The 13519-nt window shown below is 69.5% G+C and carries 9 protein-coding genes and 1 tRNA gene; 5 read left to right on the top strand and 5 right to left on the bottom strand.

Annotated elements, in window-relative coordinates; genetic code table 11:
- Positions 1-104: 104 nt before the first annotated feature.
- From ACLVWQ_RS21405 to ACLVWQ_RS21390, 4 genes are all read right to left on the bottom strand, one after another.
- Positions 105-1493 carry an OFA family MFS transporter gene (locus ACLVWQ_RS21405; RefSeq protein ID WP_414110661.1) on the bottom strand — a complete coding sequence of 463 codons (1389 nt, stop codon included), beginning with the start codon at positions 1491-1493 and terminating at the stop codon, positions 105-107.
- Positions 1494-1616: 123 nt separating this feature from the next.
- Positions 1617-3764, bottom strand: a complete 2148-nt coding sequence (locus tag ACLVWQ_RS21400) for an acetate--CoA ligase family protein (RefSeq protein WP_414110659.1) — start codon at positions 3762-3764, stop codon at positions 1617-1619.
- Complete coding sequence (gene frc / locus ACLVWQ_RS21395; RefSeq protein WP_414110658.1) at positions 3765-5054, bottom strand: formyl-CoA transferase; 1290 nt, start codon at positions 5052-5054, stop codon at positions 3765-3767.
- A gap of 10 nt (positions 5055-5064) precedes the next feature.
- Complete coding sequence (locus ACLVWQ_RS21390; RefSeq protein WP_414110657.1) at positions 5065-6750, bottom strand: thiamine pyrophosphate-binding protein; 1686 nt, start codon at positions 6748-6750, stop codon at positions 5065-5067.
- Positions 6751-6937: 187 nt separating this feature from the next.
- On the opposite strand from ACLVWQ_RS21390, the gene sucC reads away from it, so the two are divergent.
- From sucC to ACLVWQ_RS21365, 5 genes are all read left to right on the top strand, one after another.
- Positions 6938-8068 carry an ADP-forming succinate--CoA ligase subunit beta gene (sucC, locus tag ACLVWQ_RS21385; protein WP_414110656.1) on the top strand — a complete coding sequence of 377 codons (1131 nt, stop codon included), beginning with the start codon at positions 6938-6940 and terminating at the stop codon, positions 8066-8068.
- Positions 8069-8079: 11 nt separating this feature from the next.
- Entirely contained in the window at positions 8080-8991 is a 912-nt protein-coding gene (sucD, locus tag ACLVWQ_RS21380) for a succinate--CoA ligase subunit alpha (RefSeq protein WP_414110654.1), read from the top strand.
- A 110-nt stretch (positions 8992-9101) separates the two neighbouring features.
- Positions 9102-10676 (top strand): aldehyde dehydrogenase family protein, encoded by a 1575-nt coding sequence (locus tag ACLVWQ_RS21375; protein ID WP_414110653.1) that lies wholly within the window; start codon positions 9102-9104, stop codon positions 10674-10676.
- 127 nt (positions 10677-10803) lie between these two features.
- Positions 10804-10888: transfer RNA gene (locus tag ACLVWQ_RS21370), tRNA-Leu, on the top strand.
- 835 nt (positions 10889-11723) lie between these two features.
- Positions 11724-12896: a LytTR family transcriptional regulator DNA-binding domain-containing protein gene (locus ACLVWQ_RS21365; protein WP_414110652.1), complete on the top strand. Its 1173-nt coding sequence runs from the start codon at positions 11724-11726 to the stop codon at positions 12894-12896.
- Positions 12897-12951: 55 nt separating this feature from the next.
- Here the strand turns inward: ACLVWQ_RS21365 and ACLVWQ_RS21360 are convergent, their stop codons facing one another.
- On the bottom strand, positions 12952-13500 hold the full coding sequence (locus tag ACLVWQ_RS21360; RefSeq protein WP_414110650.1) for a manganese efflux pump MntP family protein: 549 nt from the start codon (positions 13498-13500) through the stop codon (positions 12952-12954).
- Positions 13501-13519 lie beyond the last annotated feature (19 nt).

The raw sequence follows: 13519 nt of genomic DNA, 5'->3' as shown, positions 1-13519 counted from the left end.
CCGGAACCGGAGTGTGGGGGTTTCCAGGACTCCAGGAGGTCGGGGACGAGCGCGGCGAACAGAACAGGGGAGGTACGGGAGGAGCAAGGAGACAGCGGCTGGTGTCAGGCCATCTCCTCACCGATCGGGTGCGGATTGGGGACGACGCGCTTGGCGCTGGGCCGGCCGGGAGCGCGCAGGAACAGCGCCAGGACCGCCGAGCCGATACCGATGCTGCCCGCCAGCGCGAAGGCCCCTCCGTAGCCCCAGGCGCTCACCACGACGGCTCCCACGCCGGAGCCGACGAGTCCCGAGATGAGCTTGGAGCTGTACACCATGCCGTAGTTGGACGCGTTGTTGTTCTCACCGAAGTAGTCGGCCGTCATGGCCGCGAAGAGCGGGAAGATCGCGCCGCCGCCGAAGCCGGAGATCATGGAGCAGACCAGGAAGAACGGCATCGAGCCCACGTTCCCGGAGAGGAACACGCCGAACTGCGAGCAGCCGAGCACCAGACAGACGATGACGAGCGTGTTGCGGCGGCCGTAGCGGTCCGATATCCAGCCGATGACACCACGTCCGGTGCCGTTCACGATGGCCTTGAGGGACATGGCGGTGGCCACGATGCCGCCCGCGAACCCCATCTCCTTTCCGAACGGCACCTGCATGGCGATGCCGAAGATGTTGATGCCGGCCGTGCACAGCAGGCAGAACCACATCATCCACAGCACGGGTGTCCTGGCGGCCTCCCGCGGTGTGTACTGCTTGACCGCCGGCGGGTTCTTCGCGAGGGCCCGCACGACCCGCGGGTCGTCGGAGGTCTTCAGCGGGTCGACGTGCGCGGGCCACCAGTTCTTCGGCGGGTCCTTGAAGAACCAGCCGGCGACGGCGACGACCGCGCAGCAGGTCGCGCCGACGAAGACCAGCACGGTCTCGTAGTTGGACAGGTCCATGTACGAGGTGAAGAGGAACACGAAGGGCACGGAGCCGTAGGCGAAACCGCCGTTGACCATGCCGGTCTTGCCGCCCTTGCGTTCCGGGTACCACTTGCCGACCATGTTCACGCAGGTCGCGTAGACGAGGCCGGCGCCTATGCCGCTGAACATGCCGAAGCCTATGTACGCGACGATCACATGCGGTGCGTACGCCAGCGAGAGATAGCCCAGGAACGTACCGAGTGCGCCGAGCATCATGGCGTACCGCGCGGGCAGCCTTCCGCTCTCGCGCAGCTGGCCGGCCGGGAAGGCCACGGCCGCCTGGAAGAAGATCCACACTCCCATCAGCCAGAATATGTGCCCGCTGTTCCAGAGATGTGCCTCGTGCAGGGTGTCCTCGGCGGAGGTGAACGCGTACTCCGAGGAACTGATGCCCAGCATGCCCATCCAGGGGAAGAGCACCATGGTCCAGCGTGGTCGTCCCATGATGTCCCGGTCGGTCTCGCCGATCCGGTACAGACGGCCGTTGCGGTCCGGCACCTCCCGGTACGGGACGGGTGTCGTGATGTCGGTGGTTGTCATGTCGTGTTGCACCCCTTGCGTCGAAAGATCTGGCCAGCGCCCCCTGTCCAATGCCTTTCGTGTGCGCACGGGTCCCGGGGCGGGCCGACGCGCACCGTCGGCCCGCCCCTTCGCCGGGTCAGGTCATGAACCGCCCCCCAACAGCCCCGCGGCCCGAGCCCAGCGGTACTTCGCGCCGAGCACCGCCACCGGCTTCTCGGTGGTGTACGGGTAGGCCACGACCCCGTGCTCGAAGAGGTACTGGCAGGCCTCCTCGACCTCGACGTCGCCCGCGAGCGACGCCACGACGGGCTTCTCGATCCCGCGCTCCCTGAATTCGGCCACCACGCGCGCGGTGAGCTCGGCGAAGACCATGGGAGGGGTCACGATGGTGTGCCAGTAGCCCAGGACCAGCGCGTGGATCCGCGGATCCTCCAGGCCGAGCCGGATCGTCGCCTCGTACGTCGACGGGGGTTCGCCGCCCGTGATGTCCACCGGGTTGCCCGCGGCCCCGAACGGCGGGATGAACGTCCTGAAGGACGCGTCCAGGTCCGGCGGGATGTCCATCAGGGACAGGCCGTTGTCGGTCACCGCGTCGGACAGCAGTACGCCGCTGCCGCCGGCGCCCGTGATGATCACGATGTTGTCGCCCCGCGGAGCGGGAAGCACCGGCAACGCGCGCGCGTACTCCAGCATCTCGTTCAGACCGGGCGCCCTGATGACACCGGCCTGCTTCAGGATGTCCTCGTACACGGCGTCGTCGCCCGCGAGGGCGCCCGTGTGGGAGCCCGCGGCCTTGGCGCCGGCCGCCGTACGGCCCGCTTTCAGGACGATCACCGGCTTCTTGGGGACGGTGGCCCGCGCGGCCTCCACGAAGGCACGCCCGTCCTTGAGGTCCTCCAGGTGCATGGCGATGCAGTGCGTGTGCGGGTCCTCACCGAACCAGGTCAGCAGGTCGTCCTCGTCCAGATCCGACTTGTTGCCCAGGCCCACGATCGCGGAGACGCCCGTCTTCGTCGTGCGCGCGAAACCCAAAATGGCCATCCCTATGCCACCGGACTGCGAGGTGAGCGCGACACCGCCCTTCACGTCGTACGGCGTGCAGAACGTGGCGCACAGGTCCTGCCACGTCGAGTAGTAGCCGTAGATGTTCGGCCCGAGCAGCCGGACGCCGTACCGTTCGCCGATGGCCACGAGCTCGTCCTGGAGCGCGTGCTCACCGGTCTCCGCGAACCCGGAGGGGATCAGCACCGCGTTGGGGATGCCTTTGCGTCCCACCTCCTCCAGGGCCGCGGCCACGAACTTGGCGGGGATGGCGAAGACCGCCACATCCACCTCACCGGGAACGTCCGTGACACTCTTGTACGCCTTGCGGCCGAGAATGTCATCGCCCTTGGGGTTCACCGGATGGATCTCTCCGGAGAAACCGCCGTCGACGAGGTTGCGCATCACCGAGTTGCCGATCTTGCCCGGCACGTCGGAGGCACCGATCACGGCGACCGACGTCGGTTCCATCAGCCGGCGCATCGAGGTGAGGATCTCGTCGCGGCCGTACGTGCGGCGGGGCTCGGCCACCGACTCGGCGAGGATGACCCGGATGTCCGCGGCCACCGCGCCCTGCGGGGTGGCGATCACCGGGTTCAGGTCCACCTCGGCGATCTCCGGGAAGTCCGCGACCAGTTCGGAGACGCGGCGGATCTGCTCGGCGATCGCCCACCGGTCCACCGCGGGCGCGCCCCGCACCCCGCGCAGGATCTCCGCGGCCCGGATCGAGTCCAGCATCGACAGCGCCTCGTCCCCGTCGACGGGCGCCAGCCGGAACGTCACGTCTTTCAGGACCTCGACCAGCACACCGCCGAGCCCGAACGCCACGACCTTCCCGAACGTCGGATCGGTCACCGCGCCGACGATCACCTCCTGCCCCTGGGGCAGCAGTTCCTGGATCTGTACGCCCTCGATGCGGGCCCTGGAGTCGTAGGCGCGGGCGTTCTCGATGATCTTGTGGAAGGCGGCGCGTACGTCTCCCGCGCCCTCCACCCCGACGATCACGCCGCCCGCGTCGGTCTTGTGGAGGATGTCCGCAGAGACGATCTTCATGACGACGGGGCCGCCGAAGCGAGCCGCGTACGCGACCGCCTCCTCGACGTCGGTCGCCAGTTCCTCACCGGGTACGGCGATCGCGTACGCGTCGGCGAGCACCTTGCCCTCGGGTGCGGTCAGCGCGGTCCGTCCCTCGGCCCGCACGGCGTCGAGCAGCGTACGTACCCTCGACACTCGGTCCTCGGCCGGCAATCAGATCACTCCGTTCGACTTGAGCAGGCGCAGTTCCTCGTCGCCGAGGCCCAGCTCGCCGATGTACACCTCTTCGTTGTGCTCGCCGAGCAGCGGTGAACTGGTCACGTCCACGGGGGAGTCGGAGAGCTTCAGCGGGCTGCCCACGGTCACGAAGTCGCCGCGCTCGGGGTGCGGCACCGTCACGACCATCTCGTTGGCGATCAGCGACTCGTCCTCGATGATCTCCTTGGTGGACAGGATCGGGCCGCACGGGATGTTGTGGGCGTTGAGCCTCTCCAGCACCTGCCACTTGGGGAGCGTGGACGACCACTCCTCGATCAGCTGGAACATCTTGGTGAGCTGGGGCAGACGCGCCTCCGGGGTCGCCCACTCGGGGTCGTCCGCCAGCTCGGGCCGGCCGATGAGCTCGGTGAGGGGCTTCCAGCCGACCGGCTGCACGATGACGTACACATAGTCGTTGGGGCCGCCCGGCGCGCACTTGACGGCCCAGCCGGGCTGACCGCCGCCGGACGCGTTTCCGGACCTGGGAACCTCGTCGCCGAAGTCGTCGTTGGGATATTCAGCCAGCGGCCCCTGCCCGAGGCGCTGCTGGTCCCGCAGTTTCACCCGGCACAGATTCAGCACGGCGTGCTGCATCGCCACGTTCACGCGCTGCCCGCGCCCCGTGTTCTCCCGCTGGAACAGGGCGGCGAGGATCGCGGCCACCACATGGATGCCCGTGCCCGAGTCACCGATCTGGGCCCCCGTCGCCAGCGGCGGCCCGTCCTCGAAACCGGTGGTCGACATCGACCCGCCCATGGCCTGAGCGACGACTTCGTACGCCTTGAAGTTGGTGTATGGACCGTCCCCGAACCCCTTGACGGAGGCATACACGATTCGCGGATTGATCTCCTGGATGCGGTCCCAGGTGAAGCCCATGCGGTCGACCGCGCCCGGCCCGAAGTTCTCGACCATCACGTCGGAGCGCCGGATCAGCTCGGTGAGGATCTCCTTGCCGCGCTCGGTCTTGGTGTTGAGGGTGATGCTCCGCTTGTTGCAGTTGAGCATCGTGAAATAGAGGGAGTCGACGTCCGGGAGGTCGCGCAGCTGCTTGCGCGTGATGTCCCCGGTCGGCGCCTCCAGCTTGACGACGTCCGCACCGAGCCAGGCGAGCAGCTGGGTGGCGGACGGCCCGGACTGGACGTGTGTCATGTCGAGGACGCGGACGCCTTCGAGAGCCCTGGGCGAGGCCGACGGCGTCGCGGTGGTCGATGCCGTCGCCGGCGTCGTTGTCGTCGTTGTTGTCAACGGGGCCACCTCACTTGTACATCGTCTGGTTCATGGTTCCGGGTGCGTACGCGTCCGGGTCGACCCAGACGTTGATGAGCGACGGCTTGCCCGACTCACGGGCGCGCCGGAGCGCCGGGCCGATGTCGGCGGGGTCGCGGACCTCCTCGCCGTGACCGCCCAGCATCTGCGCGAACTTGTCGTAGTGGACGTCGCCGAGGGTGTTGCCGACGCGCTCGCGCTCCAGGCCGTACTTGGCGGCCTGGCCGTAGCGGATCTGGTTCATGGAGGAGTTGTTGCCGACGACGCCGACGAAGGGGAGGTCGTAGCGGACGAGGGTCTCGAAGTCCCAGCCGGTCAGGGAGAAGGCGCCGTCCCCGAAGAGGGCGACGACCTCCTTGTCGGGCCGTGCCTTCTTGGCGGCGAGCACGAAGGGGATGCCGACGCCGAGCGTGCCGAGCGGTCCCGGGTCCATCCAGTGGCCGGGTGACTTGGGCTGCACGACCTGCCCGGAGAAGGTGACGATGTCGCCGCCGTCGCCGACGTAGATGGAGTCCTCGGTCAGGAAGTCGTTGATCTCGCTGACCAGCCGGTACGGGTGGATCGGCGAGGCGTCCGACTTCAGGCTGGGCAGCCGCTTCTCGATGGCGGTCTGCTCGGCGGCGCGCAGCTCGTCGAGCCACTCCTTGCGCTTGGCCGCGCCCCCGTTGAGGCGCCCGGAGGCGGCCTCGGCGACCGACTTCAGGACCAGACCGGCGTCCCCGACGATGCCCAGGTCGATGTCCCGGTTCTTGCCGACGGTCCGGTAGTCGAGGTCGATCTGCACGACGGTCGCGTCCGGCGACAGCCGCTTGCCGTAGCCCATGCGGAAGTCGAAGGGCGTGCCGACGATCACGATGACGTCGGCGTGCGAGAAGGCGTAGCGGCGCGAGAGCTGGAAGTGGTGCGGGTCCCCGGGCGGCAGCGTGCCGCGTCCCGCGCCGTTCATGTAGGCGGGGATGTTGAGACCGCGGACGAGGTCGATGGCGGACTCGGTGCCGCGGGTCGTCCACACCTGGCTGCCCAGCAGGATCGCCGGCTTCTCCGCGTGCACGAGGAGGTCGGCGAGCTTCTCGACGGCCTCGGGGTCGCCGGCCGAGCGGGTGGAGGCCCGGTACTGCCCGGCGGCGGGCACCCGGGCCTTGTCCACCGGCACCTTGGCGTCCAGGACGTCGCGCGGGATCTCCAGGAAGGACGGGCCCGGCGCCCCGTGGTAGCACTCGCGGAACGCCATGGACACCATGTCGGCGGCCCGCGCCGTGTCCGGCACGGTCGCGGCGAACTTGGTGATCGGCGTCATCATGTCGACGTGCGGCAGGTCCTGGAGCGACCCCATCTTGTGCTGCGTATGGGCGCCCTGGCCGCCGATCAGCAGCATCGGGGACTCCGCGCGGAAGGCGTTGGCGACACCCGTCACGGCGTCGGTCGTGCCGGGACCGGCGGTGACGACCGCGCAGCCCGGCTTTCCGGTGATGCGTGCGTATCCGTCGGCGGCGTGGGCGGCGACCTGCTCGTGACGTACGTCGACCACCTCTATGCCTTCGTCGACGCAGCCGTCGTAGATGTCGATGATGTGGCCGCCGCAGAGCGTGTAGATGACCTCCACACCCTCCGCTTTGAGTGCCTTGGCGACCAGGTGCCCACCGGAGATGAGGTTCTGGCTGGTGTCGTCGGGCATGGCGAAGTCCTGTCCCTTCGTAGGGGATTGGGCGCGCTGAAGTGCAGCTCACACGGGGTGCGCGCACTGCTCGTGGATGCCGTCGCGGTACATTGCATACAGTCGACGAATACTGTATGAAGCTTGTTATCCCGCATCCGGTGGGTGGTGTCCAGGGGGCGTGCGGCACTTTTACGAGGGAGCCGAGATGGACCTGTTCGAGCACCAGGCAAGGGAACTCTTCGAAGAACACGGCATCTTGGTGCCGCGGGCGGAGATCACCGACTCGCCCAAGGAGGCACGTGAGATCGCCCGCAGGCTGGGCGGCCGCGTCGTCGTCAAGGCACAGGTGAAGACCGGCGGACGCGGCAAGGCGGGCGGAGTGAAACTCGCCGCCGACCCGGCCGCCACCGAACTGACGGCCCGCCAGATCCTCGGCATGGACATCAAGGGCCACAGGGTCGGCACGGTGATGCTGGCCCAACCGGTCGACATAGAAGCCGAGTTCTACGTCGGTTACGTACTGGACCGCGCGGCCGGCCGGTTCCTCGCGATCGCCTCGGCCGAGGGCGGCATGGACATCGAGGAGGTCGCCGCGACCCGTCCGGACGCCGTGGCGCGCGTCCACATCGACCCGGCCGAGGGGGTCACCTCGGCGAGGGCCGCGGAGATCGCCGAGGCCGCCGGCCTGCCCCCGCAGGCCGTCGACGTGCTGGTCAGGCTCTGGGACGTACTCGTCCGCGAGGACGCCGTCCTCGTCGAGGTGAACCCCCTCGTCCGTACCGCCCAGGGGCAGCTCCTCGCCCTCGACGGCAAGGTGACCCTCGACGACAACGCCCGTTTCCGGCAGGCTCGTTGGGGTGACCAGGAGGCGGAGCACGACGACCCGTTGGAGGCCGCGGCCATGGCCAAGGGCCTCAACTACGTGAAACTGGACGGCGAGGTCGGCGTCATCGGCAACGGCGCCGGGCTGGTCATGTCGACCCTCGACGTGGTCGCCGGCTGCGGCGCGCGCCCCGCCAACTTCCTCGACATCGGCGGCGGCGCCTCCGCCCAGATCATGGCGGACGGCCTCTCCGTCATCCTGTCCGACCCGGCCGTCAGGTCGGTCTTCGTCAACGTCTTCGGCGGCATCACGGCCTGCGACGCGGTCGCCGACGGCATCGTGCGGGCCCTGGACACCGTCCAGTTGACCAAACCGCTGGTCGTCCGGCTCGACGGCAACAACGCCGCACGCGGCCGCGCGATCCTCGACGAGCGCGCGCACCCCCTGGTCCAGCAGGCCACCACCATGGACGGCGCCGCGCGCCGCGCCGCCCAGTTCGCCGACGCCACCTGAAGGAGCGGGACATGGCCATCTACCTCACCAAGGAGAGCAAGGTCCTCGTCCAGGGCATGACCGGCGGCGAGGGCATGAAGCACACCCGGCGCATGCTCGCCGCGGGCACCGACGTCGTCGGCGGCGTCAACCCGCGCAAGGCGGGCCGCAGCGTCGACTTCGACGACCGTGCCGTTCCCGTCTTCGGCTCCGTACGCGAAGGCATCGAGGCGACCGGCGCCGACGTCAGCGTCGTCTTCGTCCCACCGGCCTTCGCCAAAGCGGCGGTCGTCGAGGCGGTCGACGCCGGAATCGGCCTCGCGGTCGTCATCACGGAGGGCATCCCGGTCCACGACTCGGTCGCGTTCACCACGTACGCGAGGGAGCGGGGCACGCGGATCGTCGGCCCCAACTGCCCGGGACTGATCACCCCCGGCCAGTCGAACGCGGGCATCATCCCCGCCGACATCACCAAGCCGGGCCGTATCGGCCTGGTCTCCAAGTCCGGCACGCTCACCTATCAACTCATGTACGAGCTGCGGGACATCGGCTTCTCGACCTGTGTGGGCATCGGCGGCGACCCGGTCGTCGGCACCACCCACATCGACTGCCTGGCCGCCTTCCAGGACGACCCCGACACCGAACTCATCGTCCTCATCGGGGAGATCGGCGGCGACGCCGAGGAACGCGCGGCCGCGTACGTCCGCGACCACGTCACCAAACCCGTCGTCGGCTACATCGCCGGCTTCACCGCTCCCGAGGGCAGGACGATGGGCCACGCCGGCGCCATCGTGTCCGGTTCGTCCGGCACGGCACGGGCGAAGAAGGAGGCCCTGGAGGCGGCCGGCGTACAGGTGGGCGTCACGCCGACCGGGACGGCCCGACTGGTGGTGGACCGCCTTGACCGCCTGGCCCGCCAGGACCCGCCCGGAAGCGGAGCATGACATCACCCACGGTTGACTGACATCACCCACAGTCGCCGCCCGGTCTCCTCCGGGCGCCGACGAGCCATGAACGACCGCCCCCGACTGTGCACCGAGAGCGGAGCAACCGAATGGCACCCACCGTCCCACCCACTCTCCCCACCCTCCCGTCCACCCTCACCCTCAAGTCCCGCACCTCGTGGACCGACGCCTGGCGGCGCTGTCTGACCGTGGCGCCCGAGGCGTTCCGGGACGACCGCGTCCTCAACCTCTGGGGCGCCGCCTGGCAGGCGGACGGCCGGGCACTGCCCGCCACCAGCCCCGTCGACGGAGGCCCCGTCGCCGGGCCGCCGCGACTGGACGGCGCCACGGCCCACCAGGCCGTCCGCGCCGCCCTCGACCACCACCGCGCCTGGCGGCACGTCCCCCTCGACGAACGCCGGGCCCGCGTCGCGGCCACCCTCGACGCGCTCACCCAGCACCGCGAACTGCTCGCCCTCCTCCTCGTCTGGGAGATCGGCAAGCCCTGGCGCCTCGCGCAGGCCGACGTCGACCGTGCCGTCGACGGCGTGCGCTGGTACGTCGACGGCATCGAACCCATGGTCGCGGACCGGGCCCCGCTGGACGGCCCGGTGTCCAACATCGCGAGCTGGAACTACCCGATGAGCGTGCTCGTCCACGCCCTGCTGGTACAGGCACTGGCAGGCAACGCGGTCATCGCCAAGACCCCGACCGACGGCGGCGTGGCCTGCCTCACCCTGGCCTGCGCGCTCGCCGCCCGCGAGGGCATCCCCGTCACCCTCGTCAGCGGCAGCGGAGGCGAGCTGTCCCGGGCGCTCGTGCGCGCGCCCGAGATCGGCTGCGTCTCCTTCGTCGGCGGCCGCGACACCGGCGCCGCGGTGGCCACGGCAGTCGCCGACCTGGGCAAACGGCACGTACTCGAACAGGAGGGCCTGAACACCTGGGGCATCTGGAACTACACGGACTGGGACGCGCTGACGGCCGTCGTCCCGAAGCTCTTCGACTACGGCAAGCAGCGCTGCACGGCCTACCCGCGCTTCGTCGTCCAGCGGGAGCTGTTCGACGAGTTCCTCACGGCCTACCTCCCGGCGGTGAGGACCCTGCGCGTCGGGCACCCGCTGGCCGTCGAACGGCCCGAAGACCCGTACCCGCGGCTGGACTTCGGGCCGGTGATCAACGCGGCCAAGGCGAAGGAGCTGCACGACCAGGTCGCCGAGGCCATCGACCGCGGCGCCGTACCGCTGCACCGCGGCAGGTTCGCCGACGCCCGCTTCCTGCCCGGCCAGGACACCTCGGCGTACGTCCAGCCGGTCACGATCCTGAATCCGCCCCCGTCCTCCCCGCTCCACCACGCGGAACCCTTCGGCCCGGTCGACACCATCGTCCTGGTCGACACGGAGGCGGAGCTGCTCGCGGCGATGAACGCGTCGAACGGCGCACTGGTCGCGACCCTCTCCACGGACGACGAGGCCACGTACCACCGCCTGGCCCCGCAGATCCGCGCCTTCAAGGTCGGCCACGGCAGGCCCCGCTCCCGGGGTGACCGCGACGAGCTGTTCGGCGGCTTCGGCGCGTCCTGGCGCGGCGCGTTCGTGGGCGGCGAACTCCTGATCCGCGCGGTCACCCACGGTCCGGTGGGGGAGCGGCTGCCGGGGAACTTCCCGGAGTACCACCTGATGCCGTGAGCCCGGTTCCTCGTCCCGCCCGGACCCCCGGCGGGGCGAGGAAACGCAGGTGAAAGCCACTCCGAAAGCTTGGTATTGTTGTCCATGTCGCCGCGCGGAGCACCTCCGTGCAAGCGGCAGACACCTGGTCCGGGTGGCGGAATGGCAGACGCGCTAGCTTGAGGTGCTAGTGCCCTTTATCGGGCGTGGGGGTTCAAGTCCCCCCTCGGACACATTTTGGACATATCTTCTTGGGCGTATCTTCTTGGATATGTCTTCGAAATGCCTGCTCACTGCGCTGAGCAGGCATTTTGCGTGAGGCGTCGATCGCGTGGCCGCAGAGGTACGACCGCGTGGCCGCGTGGCCACAGCGGAGGCGCGACTCCTCGGCGGCGTGCTCCCGCCGCGTCCCGGGAACGCGGCGCGCCCGACCGCGGACCGTTGACCTTGCTGACCTGCCGACCGTATTCTGGCCGCACAACACACCCCGCACCGCATCGCAACTACCCATGGGACAGGGTCAGTTCGCGCACTTGACTGGCTATTGCCCCCTGTCTGGGTGACCCTGGCGTGAAAGGCGTTCGGGGGTGCCGTGAGTGGGACCGGTCCTTGCTCGACCGGTCGAACGTGCTGCTCGCCTACCGGGTCCTCGGGACCTGACCGAGATGGTCTTCGGCTGTAGAGACGGGACAGGGTGGTGATGTTGTTGAGCGCCATCACACCGCGCGACAGCATGTCCCGTTCGCTGTCGGCTGGGACCGGCGGTCCGGCCCCTGGCGGGTACCGAGCGTCCCCCGCGCCCGCGACGCGGCGTCGGTCATGGATGGACCAAGGGCGGTTCTCCTCATGAAGGATCTGCGTCGGCCTGGGCCCGCGTCCGTGAGGGGCGGCAGGAGCACGGTGCTGGCCGCCTGGGAAAGGTTCATGCAGGGCGAGGACGACGTCCGCGGTGTCCGGCCCGAGGTGGCGATCTCCTGGCATCGATGTCGGGAGCAGTACCGGGTCGACCCCCATCTCACGGAGGCTCCCTCAGCTCTCGGGAGCGTCGACCACACGCTTGAACATGACGTGATCTTCACTGAGCTGGGTGGTCTCGCCGCGTCCGTGGCGCACGAGGTGGACGGGCTCAACGGCATCGTCACCGTCGCCGACGCCGCCGGCCGGATCCTGGCCTCCTGGGGTGACCGGGCCACTCTCGGCAGAGCCGCCGACGCCAATCTGGCGCCCTGGGGCTGCTGGAGCGAGTACGCGGTCGGCACGAACGGGATGGGCACGGCTCTCGAGGCGCGCGGCCCGGTACTGATCAGGGGCGCGGAGCACTGGTGCAAGGCCTTCCACGACTGGGCCTGTGTCGGCGTGGCGGTGCGCCATGTGGTGACCGGCGAGCCGATCGCGGTGATGAACATTTCCTGCTGGCGCACCCAACTTCCGGAGGCCGCGACCCGGTGGCTGGGCAACGCGGCCACCACGGCGCAGGGGACGCTGAACCGGCGCGCTCGTGACAGCGGCGCGGAGCTGGCCGCCGCGTTCACCCAGGTCAAGGCTCTTTCCGGCACCGGAGTGGCCGCGGTGGACACGGCGGGCAAGGTGGTGATCGCCGACGAGCCGGCGAGCCTTCTGATGGGCGTCCGCCCCGACGTCTCGGCAGTCGACCCGGACCAGCGGTGGGACTCCGGGCTGCCCGACCTCACCCGCATCGTGCGGTACGCCAGCAAGACGGCCGCCCACACCCCGGACTGGGTCGGTTCCACACAGATCTACGCCCACCTGCGCGACGAACCGACGCCGATCACGATCCGGCCCGTGTTTCTCCGCGGTGGCCTCGTCGGGCACCTGATCTGGCTCGGCGCCTCCGAGGGAGCGCAGACCCCCACGGTGACGGGGCCCGGCCATCCGTGGATGAAGCCGCGCCGGCTGGTGGCGGTACGCGAGGACCGGACGGTGCTGCTACGGCTGCCGGAGGTGTGCTTCGCCGAGTCGGACGGCAACAACGTGTGGCTCTTCACCGACCAGGGGCGGTTTCGTTCCGCCTCCCAGGGCTTGGACAAGCTCGACGAGGAGCTGACCGACGCCGGCTTCCTGCGGGTCCACCGCCGGTACGTGGTGAACCTCAGCCGGGTCCGGGAGATCGAGCGCGGGTTCAAGGGGGAGCTGTTCCTGGTCATGGACAACCGGAAGGACGACATGGTGCCGGTCTCACGTCGGCACGCGTCAGCCGTGCGCAGGGCCCTGGGCCTGTGAACCCGGGTCGGACCGCGGTGCGTTAGCCGCGCCCACCGTCGCGCCCGCCGTCGCGTCAGCCGGGCAGGAGGGGCAGGGCGACGGCCGCGAGTATGAGCGCGCCACCGCTGAGCAGGTCGGAGCGGATACGGATGAGGTGCGCGGCGAACCTCCCCATGTGCAGCCCGATCAACGTCATCACCGCGGTAGCGGCCCCGAACACGATGGCCGTGACCCAGGGGGCGAATCCGAGCAGTCCCAGACTCGCGCCGCCGACCAGGTTGTCCAGGCTCAAGGAGAGCGGGATGCCGAAGAGCGTCACCCACGGGTTGTCGATCTCGTCGGGGGACTCCGGGTTCCGCAAGGCCTGGACGAGGAGGTACAGCCCGTAACCGCCCAGCGCTATCGAACCCGCGATGGTGGAGATCGGGCCGATCGCCTGGCCGGCGTAACGGCCGAGCAGCAGGCCGACCAGCGGCATCACGCCGTCCCACACGCCGAATATCAGGGCGACCTGGAACGCGCGGCGGAGGCTGAACGGAACCGTGCCGAGCACGACGGCCACCCGGAAATTGTCCAGGCTGAGGACGAAGCCGGCACCGAGGAGCAACCAGATCGAGTGCATGTATCAGAGCCTTCCTGCG

The organism is Streptomyces sp. CWNU-52B (assembly GCF_047444975.1).
Lineage (GTDB): Bacteria > Actinomycetota > Actinomycetes > Streptomycetales > Streptomycetaceae > Streptomyces.
Note: the sequence above shows the minus strand (reverse complement) of the source record. Positions and strands in the feature narration are given on the sequence as shown.